Consider the following 17,961-nt stretch of genomic DNA (forward strand, 5'->3'; position numbering starts at 1 on the left):
CTAGAAGAAGTCGATCGAGACCTGCAGCAGGCGCTCGACCTCCGGCACGTCGGAGGCCATGGCGAAGAGCGCGACCATGTCGCCTTCCTCGATCCGGAGCGCGCCGTGGATCTTCATCATCCGGCCATCCTTGACGACGCCGCCCACCAGCACGCCCTCGGGAAAGGCGATGTCGCGGATCCGCTGGCCCGCGATCGGCGAGGTGCCCAGGACCTGCGCCTCGATCAGTTCGGCCTCGGCGTCGCCGATCGAATAGACGCCCCGCACCCGGCCATGGCGGATGTGACGCAGGATCGAGCTCACCGTGGTGGCGCGCGGGTTGATATAGGCGTCGATGTCCATCGCCTGCATGAGCGGCACCAGCGTCGGGTCGTTGACCAGACAGATCGCCAGCGGACAGCCGAGCGCCTTGGCCCGCACCGACGCCAGCAGATTGGTCTTGTCGTCGTCGGTGACCACGAGCACCGCGTCGGCAGTGCCGATCTGCGCCTCTTCGAGAAGCGCCGCGTCGAGACCGTCGCCATTGAGCACGATAGTCCGGTCGAGCTGGTCGGCGGCGCGCTCGGCGGCCTTGCGGTCGCGCTCGATCATCTTGACGCGGAGCCGGTCGGGGCGGTTCTCCAGCGCGCGGGCGACGCCAAGGCCGACATTGCCGCCGCCGATCACCACGATGCGCTCTTGCTTGGCGTGACGCTTGCCGAAGATCTCCAGCGTGCGGACCATGTCGGAGGTGTCGGTGAAGACGTAGATGGAATCGCCGGGAAAGATCTGGTCCTCGGGTGCAGGCGCGAACAGTCTGCCGCGGCGTCTTATGCCCACCACGATGGCGCGCAGCGTCGAGAACAGGTCGGTGAGCTGGCGCAACGGCGTGTTGATGACCGGGCAATCCTCGTCGATCGAGATGCCCAGCAGATGCCCGCGCCCGTCGAGAAAGCTTTCGGCGTCGAAGGCCGAGGGTGCCGCGAGGCGCTGCAGCGCGGCCTCGGCGACCTCCTTTTCGGGCGAGATCACCACGTCGATCGGCATGTGATCGCGGCGGTAGAGATCGGAATAGATCGCGTCGAGATAGGACTGCGCGCGCAGCCGCGCGATCTTGCGCTGGATTGAGAATACCGAATGGGCCACCTGACAGGTGACCATGTTGACCTCGTCGCTATGGGTGGCGGCGATGATCATGTCGGCGTCCCGCGCGCCGGCCCGGTCGAGCACGTCCGGATAGCTCGCGAAGCCGGTGATGCCTTGGACGTCGAGCGTGTCGGTGGCGCGGCGCACGAGGTCGGGATTGCTGTCGACGACGGTGACGTCGTTGCGCTCGCCCGACAGGTGCCGGGCGATCTGCCAGCCGACCTGCCCGGCGCCGCAGATGATGACCTTCATCTTTGTTCCCGGTCCGTTGGGACGCGCCCGTGGCGGCGCTCATGCCGCCACGGAGTGCCAGAGCCCGCGCGGGTGGTCAATCAGTCCTCGACATGCGCGACCCGCGCGCCGGTCTTCGAAGAGGTGACCACGCCAAGGCTCTTGAGCTTGCGGTGCAGCGCCGAGCGCTCCATCCCGACGAAGGCCGCGGTGCGGGAGATGTTGCCGCCAAAACGATTGATCTGCGTCAGCAGGTACTCGCGCTCGAACAATTCGCGCGCCTCGCGCAGCGGCAGCGTGGCCAGCCCGCCCGACAGCACGACCCGCCCTTCCTCGCGGTCCGGATCATCGAGACCCGGCAGCTCCTTGGCGCTGATCTCTCCGCTGGAATCTCCAAGGATAAGAACACGTTCCACGACGTTCTTGAGCTGGCGGATATTGCCGGGCCACAGCATGGTCTGCAGCAGGGCGCGCGCATCCTCGCCCAAGGGCCGCAGCGGCAGGCCCTGCAACTTGTTCAGCTCGGCGATGAAATGCTCGGCCAGAAGCGGGATGTCCTCGCGCCGCTCCTCGAGCCCCGGCACGTGGATCGGCACGACGTTGAGCCGGTGGTACAGCTCCTGTCGGAACGACCCGGCGCGGATCGCGGCCTGCAGGTCGCGGTTGGTCGAAGAGATGACACGCAGATCCACCTGCACCTTTTCGGTGCCGCCGACCCGCTGGAAAGACTGGTCGACCAGCACCCGCAGCATCTTGGACTGGGTGCCGAGCGGCATGTCGGCCACCTCGTCGAAATAGATCACGCCGCCGCTGGCCTGTTCCAGAAGGCCCTTCTCAACGCCCTTTTCGGGGCCTTCCTTGCCGAACAGCACCTCCTCCATGCGATCGGGCTCGATCGTCACCGAGTTGACGGTGACGAAGGGGGCCGCGGCGCGGTTGGAATTGGCGTGGATGTAGCGGGCGGCGATCTCCTTGCCCGATCCAGGATGGCCGGTGAGCATCACCCGGCCGTTGGAGCGCGTCACTTTGTCGAGCTGGCTGCGCAGGGAACGGAACGAGGCGCTGTCGCCCAGCATCTCGGAGGGCGGCGCGTCGCCGCGGCGCAGTTCGACATTCTCGCGCCGCAGCCGCGAGGTCTCCATCGCGCGCTTGATGACCACCAGAAGCTGGTCGATATTGAACGGCTTTTCGATGAAATCGTAGGCGCCCTGCTTGATTGCGGCGACCGCGATCTCGATGTTGCCATGCCCCGAAATGATGACGATCGGGATGCCGGGGTGATCGCGCTTGACGGTCTTGAGGATATCGATCCCGTCCATGCGGCTGTCCTTGAGCCAGATGTCGAGGATCATCAGGGCGGGTGGCTGGTCCTCGATGGCTTCCATGCATTCGTCGGAGGTGCTGGCGAGCCGGGTGGAATAGCCCTCGTCGCGCAGAATGTCGGAGATCAGTTCGCGGATGTCGCGCTCGTCGTCGGTGATCAGGATGTCGCCCATCTCATGCCTCATGCTGTTGCCTGCAATGCCGGTTGCCCGGTCTTCTCGATGTCCCCCGATTCGCCATGACCCTCGCGCAGAACGGGAAGGGTGATGACCGCCATGGCGCCCTTGTGGGCGCCCTCCTCGAAGGCTGGCGCGTCGACGAGGGACAGGCTGCCGCCGTGTTCCTCGATGATCTTCTTCACGATGGGCAGGCCGAGGCCGGTGCCCTTGTCGCGGGTGGTGACGTAAGGCTCGAACAACCGTGCCCGGTCCTCGGGCAGGCCGATGCCGTTGTCGGCGATGGTGATCCGGGCCTCGGCTTCATCAGCGCTCAGCGCCACACGGATGGTCGGAACGTACTTGTCCCCCGCCCCTTTTTCCGAAAGCCCTTCAATGGCTTCGCCCGCGTTCTTGATAAGGTTGGTGAGCGCCTGCGTGATCATCGTCGCATCAAGCGCCGCCGGAACGGGCCGTTGCGGCAGGCTGATCTCGAACCTCACCTCGGGCTGGCCCGCCTCCTGAAGCGTCACCGCGTCGCGCAGGATCGCCACGACGTCGTTGCAGACCCGGTCCGGCTCGGGCATCCGGGCGAACTTCGAGAATTCGTCGACGATGCGGCGCAGATCGCCGGTCTGCCGCACGATCACCTCGGTCATGTGGCCCAAGGCGGCGGCATCCTCCGTGTCGAGCTGGCGTGCGAACTTGCGCTGGATCCGCTCCGCCGAGAGCCGGATCGGCGTCAGCGGGTTCTTGATCTCGTGCGCGATGCGCCGCGCGACGTCGCCCCATGCGGCCATGCGCTGCGCCGAGACGAGGTCGCTCACATCGTCGAAGGCCACGACATAGCCTTCGAGCGCGCCGTCATCGGCGCGGCGCGGGGCCATGCGCACCAGAAGCGTCTCTTGCCGTCCCTCTCGGATCAGTTGCACCTGCTCCTGCACGGCCTCGCGCTCCTCGCCGCGCAGCGCGTCGAGGAGCGGCGCGAACTCGGGCACCATCACCGGCAGGGTCGTTTCACCCAGATCGGGCCCGAGGCCCAGCAGCCGCAGCGCCGAGCGGTTGGCGAAGGCGACGTGCCCATCGGCCCCGAGGCCGATCACGCCCGAAGTGACCGAGCCCAGCACGCTGTCGAACAGCCGCCGCCGCGCCTCGATCTGTCGGGTGTTGTCCAAAAGCCGATCTCGCTGCACCTTCAGCTCGGTCGTCATCTGGTTGAAATAGGTGCCGAGCTGGGCAATCTCGTCGTCGCCTTCCTCCTCGATCACCCGCACGTCGAGATCGCCCGCGCCGACGCGCTGGCTGGCCGAGACGAGGCGTCCCACGGGCTTGGAGAGCCGCTCGGCGAACCACAGGCCGAGCCAGATCGCCGCGAGGATCAGGATCACCGCAAAGCCGAGATAGAGCAGCCCGAACTCGAACAGCAGCCGACCGCGCTCGGCTTCGAGCTGCTGATACAGCTCGACCGTCTGCTGCGTGTCGTCGAGAAGCGCGAGGATGCCGCCATCGACCTCGCGCGTCACGTAGAGATAGCGGTCGGCAAAGTTTTCGAGCGGGATCAGCGCCCTGAACTCGTTGTTGATCCAATCCTCGAAGATGGCGATGCCGCGCGCATCCGCACGCTCGAAGCTCGCCGCCTCGGGGCGTTCGAAGTCGAATTCGAAACTACGTGCGCCGCGGGCCCGGATTTCGCCCGCCCCGTCGATGACGTAGGCTTCGGTCAGGCCGCGCTCGATCTGTCCCTGCACCCGGCCAAGCGCCTGACGCACCTCGCCATCCGACAAGAAGGGATGCGCCGCACGCTCGGCATTGAGAAAGGCCGCAAGCTCCAGCCCGTCGCGCGACAGGTCCTGGCGGTGCTCCTCCTCATAGGCCTGCGCGGCGGTGAGCGAGGCGCCCAGAACGGTGCGGACCCGTTCGGAGAACCAGCCTTCGAGACCGACATTGATGGTGAGAACCGAGAACACGGCAACCAGCACCGTGGGGATCAGCGCCAAGAGCGCAAAGACGCCGGTGAGCCGCATGTGCAACCGCGAACCCGCCGATCTCGCCCGCCGGGCCGAGACCATGCGCGCCACCCGGAACGAAACCAGCGCCGCGACGACGAGGGCGTAGACGAGGTCGGCCAGCAGCACCAGCCGCAGCAGCAGCGAAGAGGCCCCCTGATCGAGCGGACCCATGACCCAGAAGGTGGCCGCCGCCAACGCCGGGCCAAGCACCACGAGCGACAGGGTCGCAGCATTCTGCACCCGCCGCTGGCGGCGCCAGCGCGTCACGCGCGAGAATCGGGAGGTCGATAACCGCCTCAAACACCCTGCCCCGTTGATGGGAACGCAAGTTCCGCCGCCTCAGTGCCGCGATCTCACCCCGGTCATGCGTCCGGGGGGTCACGGTTCTGTTGCGGTTTTACATCAATTTGCGGCGGCGTGTCACGCGAATATCGAGGTCCGTGATCTTCTTGCGCAGCGTATTTCTATTGATGCCGAGTAGATCCGCGCATTTCGCCTGATTTCCGCCGGTCGCGTCGAGTGCGATTTCGATCAGAGGCGTTTCGATTTCCTTGAGAATCCGCTGGTAGAGCCCCACGGGCGGCAACTGACCACCATGCAGGTCGAAGTACCGTTTCAGGTGCCGCTCGACGCTGGCCGAGAGCTTTTCGCCCTCGCCGCCACCGCGCAGCGGTTCGGCGGCGGGCTGGCCGCCGAGCACTAGATCGACATCGGAGCGGGAGATTTCCTCTTCGGTCGAGGTGACGACGAGTCGCCGCATCGCGTTTTCGAGCTGGCGCACATTGCCGGGCCAGGAATAGGCACGGATCATCTCGCTCGCCTGCGGCGAAAGCCGGCGCGGCCCGAGCCCGTCACGCTCGGCCTTGAGCAGGAAATGCTCGGCCAGCAGCGGGATGTCGTCCACACGCTCGCGCAGGGACGGCACATTGATGGTCACCCCGGCGAGGCGGTAATACAGGTCCTCGCGGAAACTCCCCTCCTCGATGCGCCGCGCCAGCTCGCCCTGCGACGTGGCCATGATGCGCGGCGCGTGATCGCCCATCGCATCGAGCATGCGCACGATGCGCAGCTGCGCCTCGGCGTCGAGATCGCCCACCTCGTCGAACAGGATCGACCCGCCCCGCGCGCGGCTCAGAACCGCGCCCGGCCCGTCCATCCCGCCGAGATCCGACGGCGAGACGGTGACGAAGGGCAGCGACCGGCGATCGGAAAAATCATGGATCGCCCGCGCGATGAGCGATTTTCCGGTGCCGCTTTCGCCGGTCACGAGGACCGGGAGCGCGGTGTTCATCACCCGCGCAACGAGCCGGTACAGCGCCTGCATCGCTTGGGTGCGTCCCACAAGGGGCAGATCGCCTCCGGCGGCGGTATCAGGCACTGCGTCCGACGCGCGGGGCGGCGGCGCGCGGCGCTTGGCTTCGAGCGCCCGGCTCGCGCGCTTCATCAGGTCTGGCAGATCGAAGGGCTTGGGCAAGTAGTCATAGGCCTCGGCCTCGGCGGCCTGGATCGCCGTCATGATCGTGTTCTGCGCCGAGATCACGATCACCGGCAGGCCGGGCCGCGCCTCGGAAATCTTGGGCAACTGCTCGATGCCGTTGCCGTCGGGCATGACCACGTCGGAGATCACGAGGTCGCCCTTGCCCTCCTCGACCCAGCGCATCAGCGTCACCAGCGAGGATGTGGCATGGACCTTGCAGCCCGCGCGCGTCAGCGCCTGGGTGAGCACGGTGCGGATGGTGCGGTCGTCATCGGCGACCAGGATCGTTCCGTCCATCAGTATTCTCCACTGGGGTGGTCTTCGGGAGCGCGCGGCAACGAAATCCGGAACACGGTGTGTCCGGGTGTCGAATCCACGGAAATCCAGCCGCCATTCTCGGTGACGAGCTTCGAGACGAGCGCGAGGCCGAGGCCGGTGCCGTTCTCGCGGCCCGACACGAAGGGCTCGAACACGTCGCTTGCGATATCGGGCGGCAGGCCGGGGCCGTCGTCGTGGATTTCGAGCTGCAGGGGCAGCCGCGCCTGGGTGCCGTCGGGCTGGCGCACGCGCAGCGATGGCTCGTAAAAGCTGCGCAGGCGGATGCAGCCGCCGGGCCGGCCGGCCTCGCAGGCGTTCTTGACGAGATTCAGCACGACCTGCAGCAGCTGATCGGCGTCGATCAAGGCGCGTGGCAGCGAGGGGTCGTAATCCTCGACGAAAGTCATGTGCGCGCCAAAGCCCACCGCCGCCGACTGTCGCGCCCGGTCGAGGACGTCGTGCATGTTGACGGAGCGGCGCGCGGGCGGACGCAGGTTGCCGAATTGCTCGACCTGTTCGAGCAGCTTTACGATGCGGCGGCTCTCCTCGACGATGAGATCGGTCAACTCGCGGTCCTCGGCCGAGAGGCCCATCGACAAAAGCTGTGCCGCGCCGGTGATGCCCGCCAACGGATTCTTGATCTCATGGGCCAGCATCTCGGCCATGCCGATCGCCGATTTCGCCGCCTTGCCCGTGGCCTGGTGCTGGGTCAATCGGTTTGCCATTTCGCGCGGCGAGATCATCATCAACATCTGCCCCTCGCTGCCCATCAGCGGCGAGAACAGGATCGAGCATTGCACCGGGGCGCGTTCGCCCGAGCCGACATCGACATCGTTGACGAAGAGCGAACTGCGCTGCTCGCGGGCCCGCACGAAGGCCTCTTCGAGCGGCGCGTCGATCGTTACCTTGTCCCACAAGGGCGCGTCGCGCAGGCTGCGATGCGACAGGTTGAGAAACAGCTCCGCCGCCGAGTTTGCGTCCGAGATCCGGTCGTCGGAACCCAGAAGCAGCGCCGGAACCGGGAGCGAATTCCAAAGGGCGGTGTCGACGATCATGCCGCGCGCCTCTCATCCTGAAGCGCCAGCGGCAGCAGCACCGACACCTGTCCGGGTGCTGCGGTCAGGACTTCGCGGCGCAGCGCCTCGGGCGTGCCTGCCTCGTCCATGTACCAGCCCAGATGTTTGCGCGCGACGCGGCCCCCCAGAACAGCACCGTAGAAGGCGAGCATCGCCTCGTAATGTTCTGAAACCATGTCGGTAAATGCCCCTTTCTGCGGGATGTCGGGGGCCCGTTTCCCGGTCAGAGCCGCGATGATGCGCGCCAATTGCCAAGGCCGCCCCTGTGCGCCGCGCCCGACCATGACGCCCGCAGCACCCGAGCGCGACAGCGCCTCAAGCGCCGTGCCCGCGTCCGTGATGTCGCCATTCGCGATAACCGGGATCGACACCGCCTCGCGGATGCGGCGGATCGCGGCCCAGTCGGCGGCGCCCTTGTAGAACTGGCACCGGGTGCGCCCGTGGATCACCACCATGCGCACGCCCGCCGCCTCGGCCCGCCGGGCGATCTGCGGCGCGTTGAGCAGCGCGTCGTCCCAGCCGAGCCGGGTTTTGAGCGTCACCGGCACCGACACCGCGCCCACCACCGCCTCGATCAGGCGCAGCGCGTGATCGGGCGTCTTCATCAGCGCCGAGCCGGACAGCCCGCCCGTCACCTTCTTGGCCGGGCAGCCCATGTTGATGTCGATGAAGCGCGCCCCATTCGCCTCGACCATGCGCGCGGCCTCGGCGATCCAATACGGATCGCGCCCGGCGAGCTGCACACCCGTGTCCGAGCGGTCATATCCCAGCTCGGCCCGCTCGCGCACGCCCGGCTTGGCCTGCACCATCTCCTGGCTCGCGACCATCTCGGATACGACCCAGCCTGCGCCGAATGAGGCGACAAGGCGGCGGAACGGCAGGTCGGTGATCCCCGCCAGCGGCGCCAGCGCCACCGGCGCGTCGAACACCACGCCTGAGCCGAGATCGATGGGGGAAAGCGGAGCGGGTGTCATCTGCCTAAAACCTGTGCGTCTGGGATCGATCTATGGGGCGGGCCAATGCGTCACAATCGCATTGCGTGTGCATGTGCTGCAGCATATCGCATTTGCCCAATTATTGTGCGACTTCCAGCCGCAAAGGATGGAATTGCGCCGCCCCATGCCAGCCCCTACACAAGCGCGAGCGCCGCGTGAAGGAGACAGCGTGACACCGAGCCCGTCCCGATCACCCGTTCCCACGCAACCTACCTTGAGTGGCACGGCCATAATCCTCGTCGCGGCGGGTCGCGGCCTTCGCGCGGGTGGCGGCGTGGCCAAGCAATGGCGCTACCTTGGGGGCCGGACGGTTCTCGCCCGCAGCATCGCGGCCTTCGCGGGGCTCGGTCCGATATGCCTCGTGCTGCGCGAGGAGGAGATCGGCCGTCATCCACGGATCGAGGCGCAGGCCGATCTCGTGGTGGCGGGCGGGGCCGAGCGGGCGCACTCGGTCCGTGCCGGGCTCGAGGCGCTCGTGCCGCTTGCCCCCGAACGGGTGCTGATCCACGACGCGGCCCGCCCGCTGGTCCCGCGCGAGACGATCCGGGCCGTGATCGCGGCGCTCGATCACGGCCCGGCGGCGGCCCCCGGCCTCGTCGTCACCGACGCCCTGTGGCGGATCGAGGACGGTCGGGTCGTCGAGGCCCCGTCGCGCGACGGCTGGTGCGGGCGCAGACGCCGCAGGGGTTCCGCTTCGACGCGATCCTCGCCGCGCATCGCGATCACGACGGGCTGCCTGCCGCCGACGACGTGGCCGTGGCGCGCGCCGCGGGGCTTGCGGTCACGGTCGTGCCGGGTCACGAGAACAATCTGAAGATCACCGGCGCGCAGGATTTCGCCCGCGCCGAGAGGATATTGGGGTGCGACATGGATGTGAGAACGGGCAACGGCTTTGACGTGCATGCCTTCGAGACGGGCGAAAGCCTCTGGCTCTGCGGCGTCGAGATTGCGCATGATAAGGGCCTCAAGGGCCATTCCGACGCTGATGTAGGGATGCATGCGCTGACCGACGCGATCTATGGCGCGCTGGCGCATGGCGATATCGGCCAGCATTTCCCGCCTTCGGACCCGCAATGGAAAGGTGCGCGCTCGGACACGTTCCTCTCCCATGCCGCCGATCTGGCGCGGGTTGAAGGCTTTTCCATAACCCATTGCGATGTCACGCTGATCTGCGAACAGCCCAAGATCGGCCCGCATGCCGAAGCGATGCGCGCGGAACTGGCCCGGATCATGCAGATCGAACCGGGCCGGGTCAGCGTCAAGGCCACCACCTCAGAGCGTCTGGGCTTTGCCGGGCGCGAGGAAGGCATCGCCGCCATGGCCACCGCGACGCTGGTGAAGGCATGAGCCGGATCATCGCGACCTTCTTCTACACCGGGCTGATCCGTCCGGCCCCCGGCACATGGGGGTCGTTGGCCGCGCTCGTGGCGGCCTTGCCGATCTATTGGCTCGGCGGGCCGTGGCTGATGCTGGCGGCTATCGCGGCGGTGTTGCTCGCGGGGTTTCCGGCGGCCCGCGCCGAAGCCGACCGCTCCGGCGACCACGATCCCTCCCACGTCGTGATCGACGAGGTGGCCGGCCAGTGGATCGCGATCTGGCCGGTGCTCTTTGGCGCCGCGCATGTCGGGGCGCCGGTGCTCGATCTGTGGCCCGGCTGGATCGCGGCCTTCGTGCTGTTTCGGCTGTTCGACATCTGGAAGCCGTCGCTGGTCGGCCGCATGGACCGGCGCGGCGACGTGACGGGGCTGATGCTCGATGACGTCGTTGCCGGGATCTTCGCCGCCATCGGTGTCGTTGTGTTCGCGGTGCTGGCGCATGGCGTCATGATCTTCGGAGGCTGAGCATGGGCGATACGGCGAGGCTTGTGAACATTGCGCGCGAGGCGGGGCTGCGCGTCGCCACGGCCGAAAGCTGCACAGGCGGCATGCTGGCTGCGGCGATCACCGAGACGCCGGGCGCGTCGAGCGTCTTTGAATGGGGCGTCGTCACTTACGCCAACGCCGCCAAGCGCAGCCTTCTTGGGGTGAGCGCCGAGAGCCTCGACGCGCATGGCGCAGTAAGCGAGGAGGTGGCGGCGGAGATGGCGCGCGGCGCGCGCGATCGCTCCGGTGCCGAGATCGCCATATCCATCACCGGCCTCGCGGGCCCCGGCGGTTCGGACCACAAACCCGAGGGCCGCGTCTGCTTTGGCGTCGCCACCCGAAACGGCATCGCAACCGAAACCGTCGAGTTCGGCGCGCGCGGCCGCGACACGGTGCGCGCGCTGTCGCGCGACAGGGCCATCGCCCTGGTCATCGCGGCGATCGAGGCTCAGGCGCGGCCGTAGAGCTCCTGCGCGCGCCGCTCGAAGGCGCGCACCACACGCTGCATCGCCTCGTTAAAGAACAGCCCCGCCGCGCCCTGCAAGAGCCGATTGCGGAACTCGAAATCCACGTCGAAATGCACCTCCGAGCCGCCTTCCACATCGCGGAACGTCCAGTTGGAATGCAGATGGTGGAACGGCCCGTCGATGTATTCCGTCTCGATCCGCTTGGTCTCGGGCCACAGCACGACGCGGCTGGCAAAGCGTTCGCGGAACACCTTGAACGAGATCACCAGATCCGCGAGCATCACCTCGTGATCGCCTTGGGGCGTCACCGACCGCACCCGCGCCGCGGCGGTCCAAGGCAGGAATTTGGGATAATTGCCGACATCCGCCACGAGGTCGTACATCTGCTGGGCGCTATAGGGCAGCGTGCGGGTCTCGGCATGTGTCGGCATCGGTGTATCCTTCGTGTCTGCCTCATCTCGCCCCCGCGCGGGCCGAGATCAACCCCGGCAACCTTGCGGCGCGTGGTCATCGCACCGATCTGGGGCACGGGGCCGACAGGGAAAGAGCGATATGAACATCCATTGGCTGCTGCGGCTCACCTACTGGGTGCGTCACCCGCCATCGCCGGGGCGCATGGCCCTGATCGCCGGGGTGATCGTGCTGTGCCTGATCCTCGTCGGGGTGGAGCGGTTCTGGGGCTGGCCCGAGGCGCTCAGCGTGACGCCGACGGGCCGCGGCGGGCTCCCGCGCTGAGCCGCGGTGTTCGGCGTCTTTGCACTGGACCGCGAGGGCGCTGACGTTACGGTAGGGGAAAGGTGACCCCAAAGCAGGAAGTGTCCTTATGACCCGTTCGATTCGTTCTGTCCTTCTGGCCGCCGGTCTCGCGGCGACGGCGGGCCTCGCCTCGGCGCAGGCCTTTGACCCCGAAACGGCGCAGAAGCTGCGCGAGAGCCACATGAAGCTGATGGGCGCGCATCTGGGCGTGATCGGCAACATGGCCAAGGGCGAGACCGAATATGACGCCGACATCGCCGCGGCCTCGGCCGAGACGCTGGCCGCCCTCGCCTCGGGCGCGGATGGCAACTACTGGGTCGAGGGATCTTCGAGCGAGGATCTCGCCGACAGCCGCGCCCTGCCCGCGATCTGGGAAAAGCGCGATGACTTCGACGCCAAGGCCGACGCGCTCGCGCAGGCGGCGATGGCAATGCGCGACGCCGCCGGCACCGACCTCGCGGCGCTTCAGGGCGCGATGGGCGGATTGGGTCGCGCCTGCGGCGATTGTCATGAGGCCTACCGCAAACCCGAGGAATGATCGGCCGCGCGCTCGGCGCAGTCGGGGCGGTGGTCGTGCTGGCGGGCGGCGCGGGCTGGGTGCTGACCGCGCCCGAGCCGCTGCCTGCTTTGGCGGTGCAAGGCCCGCCCGGCGATCCGGCCCGAGGCGAGCTGGTCTTTGCCGCCGCGGGCTGCGCCTCGTGCCACGTCGCGCCCGATGCAGAGGCGGGCGATGCGCCGGTCCTCGCGGGCGGGCGCGCCTTCGTCTCGTCCTTCGGCACCTTTCACGCGCCCAACATCTCGCCCTCGCCGCAAGGCGTGGGCGACTGGTCGGATGCCGAGATCATGGACGCGGTGATGCGCGGCGTTTCGCCTTCCGGGGCGCATTACTATCCCGCCCTGCCCTATGCCGCCTATGACAAGGCCGATCCGGGCGACATGCGCGATCTCGTCGCCTATATGCGCGCGTTGCCGCCCTCCGAAGTCGAAAGCCTGCCGCATGAGGTGCCGTTTCCCTTCTCGATCCGGCGCGGTGTCGGTTTGTGGAAACAGCTGAACCTGAACGAGGACTGGACCGTCGCCGGCGACCTCCCCCCGGATGCCGCGCGCGGGCGCTATCTCGCCGAGGCGCTGGGCCATTGCGGGGAATGCCACACCCCGCGCGGCCCTCTGGGCGGGCTCGATCACGAGCAATGGCTTGGCGGCGCGCCGAACCCCTCTGGCGACGGGCGCATTCCCAACATCACCCCTGCCGGGCTCGACTGGTCCGAAGAGGAAATCGCCTATTACCTCGGCACCGGCTTCACACCCGAGTTCGACACGGCGGGCGGCGAGATGGCCATCGTCGTGTCCGAACTGGCCAAGCTGCCCGAAGAGGACCGCGCGGCCATCGCGGCCTATCTCAAGGCAGTTCCAAGCGTCGAACCTGCCGCCGAGTGATCGGCGTCAGGTTATCGGGTCAGCGCGAGGTCAGGCCCCCAGCCGGGCCAGCCGCGCTGCGCGGAGCTGCGCGAAATCATCGCCCGCGTGGTAGGACGACCGCGTGAGCGGCGTCGCTGACACCATCAAGAACCCCTTGCCGCGCGCAGCCTTCTCATAGCTCGCGAACTCCTCTGGCGTGACGAAGCGGTCCACCGCGTGGTGCTTGTTGGTCGGCTGCAGATACTGGCCGATGGTCAGGAAATCGATGTCGGCGGCGCGCATGTCGTCCATCACCTGATGCACGCCCTGCTTGTCTTCGCCCAGACCCACCATGATGCCCGACTTGGTGAACATCGACGGGTCCAGTTCCTTGACCCGCTGCAGCAGCCGCAGGCTGTGGAAGTAGCGCGCGCCGGGACGCACCTCGGGGTAGAGGCCCGGCACGGTTTCGAGGTTGTGGTTGAACACATCGGGCCGTGCCTCGACGACGATCTCGAGCGATCCAGGCTTCGCGCGCAGGAAATCCGGCGTCAGGATCTCGATCGTGGTGCCGGGGGACTGGCGGCGCACGGCGCGGATCGTCTGCGCGAAATGCGCGGCGCCGCCGTCATCCACGTCGTCGCGGTCGACGGATGTGATCACCACGTGGTTCAGCCCGAGCTTCTTCACGGCGTCGGCCACGCGCCCCGGCTCGAACACGTCGAGCGCGTCGGGACGGCCCGTCGCCACGTTGCAGAAGGTGCAGCCACGGGTGCAGATCTCGCCCATGATCATCATGGTGGCGTGGCCCTGGCTCCAGCATTCGCCCACATTCGGGCAGCCCGCCTCTTCGCAGACGGTGACCAGCTTGTGCTCGCGCATGATGTCCCGCGTGGCCTTGTAGCCCTCGGAGGTCGGCGCCTTGACGCGGATCCAGTCGGGCTTCTTGGGCTGCGGCGCGCTGTCGGCGCGGCGCGCCTTTTCGGGGTGGCGATCGCCGGGGATCTTCAGGTCGCGCACGGTCATGCCTTTCCTTTTGGCCTTGTCGATACATAGGCCCCCCGGCCCATGGGCGCAACGCACCTCCGTCCCCGCGCATGGCGGCTGGTGCAACCCCGCCATGCGCGCGGGCATCCTGCCGCATCCTGCCGCAACGCAGCATTGCGGTCCGGGGCATGATCTCCTAGGTCCGGCCCCGAACCCGATGACCCGATCCAGACAGGAGTTGCCCATGCAGCCCGGCGCCCGTATCCCCGATGTGTCCTTCCGTACCCGCGTGCGCGACGAAAGCCTCGATGGCCCCAACCCCTTCCGCTGGGAAGAGCGCGACACGGCGTCCTATTTCGCGGGCAAGCGCGTGGTGCTGTTCTCGCTGCCCGGCGCCTTCACCCCGACCTGCTCGACCTACCAATTGCCCGGCTTCGAGCAGAACATCGACGCGTTCCGCGCCCATGGCATCGACGCGATCTACTGCATGTCGGTCAACGACGCCTTCGTGATGAACCAGTGGGCCCGCGCCCAGAATCTCGAGCATGTCGAAGTGATCCCCGATGGTTCGGGCGAATTCACCCGCCGCGCAGGGATGCTGGTGCGCAAGGACAATCTGGGCTTCGGCCTGCGCTCGTGGCGCTATGCCGCCGTGATCGACGACGGCCGCATCGAGGCGTGGTTCGAAGAGCCGGGCCTGTGCGACAACCACCCCGAGGACCCCTACGGCGTCTCTTCGCCCGAGACCGTGCTGTCGTGGCTCGAAGAGGCCTCGCGCGAGCAGGCCGCCTGACCCTTCAGGGACAGACCGCGCGGGCCGAGACCAGAAGCTCGGCCCCCGCATCGCGCAAAAGCGCTACCAGCGGCGCGGCCCAGGCGTCGTCGCCGCCGCGCCTGCGCAGCAGCGCCAGCGTGCGGGCGGGCTCGCGCCGCGAACCGCATCAGCGCCAGCCCCGGCGCCGCCGCCGTCTCGGCCCTGAGCGCGATTTCGGGCAGCAGCGTCAGCCCGAAGCCCTCGGCCACCAGCCCCGAAAGGGTCGCCAGCGACGAGGCCCCGAGATCGACGCGCCCCCGCCCGCGCAAGCCGCAGACCTCCAGCGCCTGATCCGCGAGGCAATGCCCCTCGTCGAGCAAAAGCAGCTGATCCGGCGCCAGCGTCGTCGGGCGCAAGGCCTCGGCGCTCCCCGCCCAGTGGGAGAGCCGCGAGGCCGTCCCGGCAAGGACGAAGCGGTCCTCGATCAGCGTCTCGGCCAGCAGATCCGCCCCCGGCACCGGCAGCGCCGCCACCACCGCGTCGACGCGGCCCGCCTCCAGATCCTCGAGCAGCGCGTCGGTCTGCGCCTCGCGCACCCGGATGTCGAGCGTCAGGTCATGCGCGCGCAGCCGCGTCAGTGCCAGCGGCAGCAGATAGGGTGCTACGGTCGGGATCACCCCGAGCCGCAGTCGCCCCGTCAGCCCGCGCGACAGCCGCGCCGCACGCTCCAGATCCGCGACCTCGGCCATGATCCGCCGCGCCCGCCCCAGCACCTCGCGCCCGGCGCGGGTCAGCCGGATGCCGCGCGGCAGCCGCTCGACCAGATCGACCCCGAGGATCGTCTCGAGCTCCTTGATCTGCTGGCTCAGCGCCGGCTGCGACACGAAGACGGTTTCGGCGGCGCGGCCAAAGCCGCCGGTCTCGGCCAGCGCCACGAAGTAGCGCAACTGTTTCAGTGATGGATTCATGACAGACCGATAATCTGAACTTATGGCAAAGGCCAGAAAAACCGATTTTGCCTTCGCGTCCCACCAGGCCATATTGCGCCCCGAAGCCATCTTCGGAGGACAGCCATGACCGACAGACCCCGCCTGACAACTTCCGCCGGCGCGCCCGTCGCGGACAACCAGAACGCCAAGACCGTCGGCCGCGCGGCCCCGTGCTCCTCGAGGACTACCAGCTGATCGAGAAGCTGGCCCATCAGAACCGCGAGCGGATCCCCGAGCGCGTCGTCCACGCCAAGGGCTGGGGCGCCTACGGCACGCTGCGCGTGACCGAGGACATCACCAAGTATTCCCGCGCCGCGGTGTTCAAGCCGGGCACCGAGACCGAAATGCTGGCCCGCTTCTCGACCGTCGCCGGCGAGCAGGGTGCGGCCGATGCCGAGCGCGACGTGCGCGGCTTCGCGCTGAAATTCTATACCGAGGAAGGCAACTGGGACCTCGTGGGCAACAACACGCCCGTGTTCTTCGTGGCCGACCCCTACAAGTTCCCGGACTTCATCCACACCCAGAAGCGCCACCCGCAGACCAACCTGCGCTCGGCCACCGCGATGTGGGATTTCTGGTCGCTCTGCCCCGAGAGCTTGCATCAGGTGACGATCCTGATGTCGGATCGCGGCCTGCCGCAGACGCCGATGCACATGAACGGCTATGGCAGCCACACCTTCTCGCTGTGGAACGATCAGGGCGAGCGGTTCTGGGTGAAGTTCCACTTCAAGACCCAGCAGGGCCACAAGCACTTTACCAATGACGAGGCCGTGCAGGTCATCGGCAAGAGCCGCGAGACCTATCAGGAGGCGCTGTTCGGCACCATCGCGGGCGGGCATTTCCCGAAATGGGACCTGTTCATCCAGGTGATGCCCGAGATGGACGCGATCGAGTTCGAGAAGAAGACCGGCTGGTCGGCCTTCGATCTCACCAAGGTCTGGCCGCATGGCGACTACCCGCTGATCAAGGTCGGCGAGATGGAGCTGAACCGCAACGCCGAGAACTACTTCACCGAGATCGAGCAGTCGGCCTTCAACCCCTCCAACGTCGTGCCGGGCATCGGCTTCTCGCCCGACAAGATGCTGCAGGGCCGCCTGTTCTCCTACCCGGACGCGCATCGCTACCGGATCGGCACACATTACGAGAACCTCGAGGTCAACAAGCCGAAATCGCCGGTGAACCACTATCACCGCGACGGCACCATGCCGTTCGGCCTGCGCACCAACCCCGACGCCTATTACGAGCCGAACTCCTTCGGCGGGCCGGTCGAGGATCCGTCGGTGGCCGAGCCGCCGCACCGCTACGAGGGCGAGGTCGGGCGCTACGACTTCCGCTCGGAGGCGGATCACTACAGCCAGCCGCGCGCGCTGTTCAACATGTTCGACGAGGGGCAGAAGAGCCGCCTGTTCTCGAACATCGCCACCGCGATGACCGGCGTGCCGCAGGAGATCATCGATCGCCAGCTGGCGCATTTCGACAAGGTTGACCAAGCTTACGGCGACGGTATCCGCGAGGCGCTCAAGCATCAGAAGACCGAGAATGCCGGCGTCGACACGAGCCACGCCGCCGAGTGATCGGCAGGCAGCGTTGAGAACCGGGACGGCGGCGGGGAGACCCGCTGCCGTTTCGCGTGCCTCGGCCCCGCGCGGGGCCTAGCCGATCATCTCGCCGCCGCCGGTGGCGTCGTAGTGGCGACGCAGACGCTCAAGCGCGATGCGCAGCACGTTCTTGCCCGAACGGGCCGACCATCCCATGCGCCGCTCGAGGCTCTCCATCCCTTCGAGATAGCAGCAGCAGCGCAGCGCCACGTCGCCAAGCCCCGGCCCCAGATCGGCCAGCGCCGCCGCCAGCCTGTCGCGTGCCCCCGACGGCGTCTGCCCCGGCCCGGTCGCGGTGTCGCAGCCGGCGGTGAGAAAGCGCGACCAGTCCTGCGTCATGCGCGGGCCGATCTGCGCCAGTTCGAAATCCTCGCGCAGCCGCTCTCCCGCCGCGACGAGGCCGCGCCCGAGAAACGGCCGCCCGTCGCGGTCGCGGCGGCG

16 protein-coding genes and 2 pseudogenes are annotated in these 17,961 nt (G+C 67.7%); 8 read left to right on the top strand and 10 right to left on the bottom strand.

Annotated elements, in window-relative coordinates:
• The 6 genes from trkA to dusB form a co-directional block, all read right to left on the bottom strand.
• Complete coding sequence (gene trkA / locus MBELCI_RS12090; protein WP_021694504.1) at positions 1–1,377, bottom strand: Trk system potassium transporter TrkA; 1,377 nt, start codon at positions 1,375–1,377, stop codon at positions 1–3.
• A gap of 80 nt (positions 1,378–1,457) precedes the next feature.
• Entirely contained in the window at positions 1,458–2,852 is a 1,395-nt protein-coding gene (gene ntrX / locus MBELCI_RS12095) for a nitrogen assimilation response regulator NtrX (protein ID WP_045320095.1), read from the bottom strand.
• Positions 2,853–2,860: 8 nt separating this feature from the next.
• Positions 2,861–5,110 (bottom strand): sensor histidine kinase NtrY-like, encoded by a 2,250-nt coding sequence (locus tag MBELCI_RS12100; protein WP_021694506.1) that lies wholly within the window; start codon positions 5,108–5,110, stop codon positions 2,861–2,863.
• 130 nt (positions 5,111–5,240) lie between these two features.
• Positions 5,241–6,617, bottom strand: a complete 1,377-nt coding sequence (locus MBELCI_RS12105; RefSeq protein WP_021694507.1) for a response regulator — start codon at positions 6,615–6,617, stop codon at positions 5,241–5,243.
• Positions 6,617–7,693 carry a two-component system sensor histidine kinase NtrB gene (locus MBELCI_RS12110; protein ID WP_021694508.1) on the bottom strand — a complete coding sequence of 359 codons (1,077 nt, stop codon included), beginning with the start codon at positions 7,691–7,693 and terminating at the stop codon, positions 6,617–6,619. Before MBELCI_RS12110 ends, MBELCI_RS12105 begins: the two co-directional genes overlap by 1 nt.
• Positions 7,690–8,688 (bottom strand): tRNA dihydrouridine synthase DusB, encoded by a 999-nt coding sequence (gene dusB, locus MBELCI_RS12115; RefSeq protein WP_021694509.1) that lies wholly within the window; start codon positions 8,686–8,688, stop codon positions 7,690–7,692. Before dusB ends, MBELCI_RS12110 begins: the two co-directional genes overlap by 4 nt.
• Before the next feature lie 253 nt (positions 8,689–8,941).
• Between dusB and MBELCI_RS12120 the strand changes: the two are divergent.
• The 3 genes and pseudogenes from MBELCI_RS12120 (at position 8,942) to MBELCI_RS12130 (ending at position 11,035) form a co-directional block, all read left to right on the top strand.
• Positions 8,942–10,056 (top strand): annotated as a pseudogene (locus MBELCI_RS12120) (bifunctional 2-C-methyl-D-erythritol 4-phosphate cytidylyltransferase/2-C-methyl-D-erythritol 2,4-cyclodiphosphate synthase).
• Positions 10,053–10,550: a phosphatidylglycerophosphatase A family protein gene (locus MBELCI_RS12125; RefSeq protein ID WP_021694512.1), complete on the top strand. Its 498-nt coding sequence runs from the start codon at positions 10,053–10,055 to the stop codon at positions 10,548–10,550. Before MBELCI_RS12120 ends, MBELCI_RS12125 begins: the two are co-directional and overlap by 4 nt.
• Before the next feature lie 2 nt (positions 10,551–10,552).
• Entirely contained in the window at positions 10,553–11,035 is a 483-nt protein-coding gene (locus MBELCI_RS12130) for a CinA family protein (protein ID WP_021694513.1), read from the top strand.
• Here the strand turns inward: MBELCI_RS12130 and MBELCI_RS12135 are convergent.
• A complete protein-coding gene (locus MBELCI_RS12135) occupies positions 11,020–11,469 on the bottom strand; it encodes a type II toxin-antitoxin system RatA family toxin (RefSeq protein ID WP_021694514.1) in 450 nt (149 codons plus the stop codon). The genes MBELCI_RS12130 and MBELCI_RS12135 overlap by 16 nt on opposite strands.
• A gap of 121 nt (positions 11,470–11,590) precedes the next feature.
• Between MBELCI_RS12135 and MBELCI_RS12140 the strand changes: the two genes are divergently transcribed.
• The 3 genes from MBELCI_RS12140 (at position 11,591) to MBELCI_RS12150 (ending at position 13,231) form a co-directional block, all read left to right on the top strand.
• Entirely contained in the window at positions 11,591–11,773 is a 183-nt protein-coding gene (locus MBELCI_RS12140; protein WP_021694516.1) for a hypothetical protein, read from the top strand.
• Positions 11,774–11,861: 88 nt separating this feature from the next.
• Complete coding sequence (locus MBELCI_RS12145; protein WP_021694517.1) at positions 11,862–12,332, top strand: c-type cytochrome; 471 nt, start codon at positions 11,862–11,864, stop codon at positions 12,330–12,332.
• Positions 12,329–13,231, top strand: a complete 903-nt coding sequence (locus MBELCI_RS12150; protein ID WP_021694518.1) for a c-type cytochrome — start codon at positions 12,329–12,331, stop codon at positions 13,229–13,231. The genes MBELCI_RS12145 and MBELCI_RS12150 overlap by 4 nt, the downstream gene beginning before the upstream one ends.
• Positions 13,232–13,261: 30 nt before the next feature.
• Here MBELCI_RS12150 and lipA read toward each other — a convergent pair whose 3' ends face one another.
• On the bottom strand, positions 13,262–14,218 hold the full coding sequence (lipA, locus tag MBELCI_RS12155) for a lipoyl synthase (protein WP_021694519.1): 957 nt from the start codon (positions 14,216–14,218) through the stop codon (positions 13,262–13,264).
• A gap of 205 nt (positions 14,219–14,423) precedes the next feature.
• On the opposite strand from lipA, the gene MBELCI_RS12160 reads away from it, so the two are divergent.
• The gene (locus tag MBELCI_RS12160) at positions 14,424–14,972 is read left to right on the top strand and encodes a peroxiredoxin (protein ID WP_045320096.1); all 549 of its coding nucleotides are present in this window, start codon (positions 14,424–14,426) and stop codon (positions 14,970–14,972) included.
• On the opposite strand, the gene MBELCI_RS12165 is transcribed toward MBELCI_RS12160, so the two are convergent.
• Entirely contained in the window at positions 14,903–15,901 is a 999-nt protein-coding gene (locus tag MBELCI_RS12165; RefSeq protein WP_235047628.1) for a hydrogen peroxide-inducible genes activator, read from the bottom strand. The genes MBELCI_RS12160 and MBELCI_RS12165 overlap by 70 nt on opposite strands.
• Positions 15,902–16,006: 105 nt before the next feature.
• Here MBELCI_RS12165 and MBELCI_RS12170 point away from each other — a divergent pair.
• A pseudogene (locus MBELCI_RS12170) lies at positions 16,007–17,496 on the top strand (catalase).
• 78 nt (positions 17,497–17,574) lie between these two features.
• Here MBELCI_RS12170 and MBELCI_RS12175 read toward each other — a convergent pair.
• Positions 17,575–17,961 (bottom strand): DUF6456 domain-containing protein (locus tag MBELCI_RS12175; RefSeq protein ID WP_045320097.1); only part of this gene is annotated, 387 nt, incomplete at its 5' end.

The organism is Limimaricola cinnabarinus LL-001 (assembly GCF_000466965.1).
Lineage (GTDB): Bacteria > Pseudomonadota > Alphaproteobacteria > Rhodobacterales > Rhodobacteraceae > Limimaricola > Limimaricola cinnabarinus.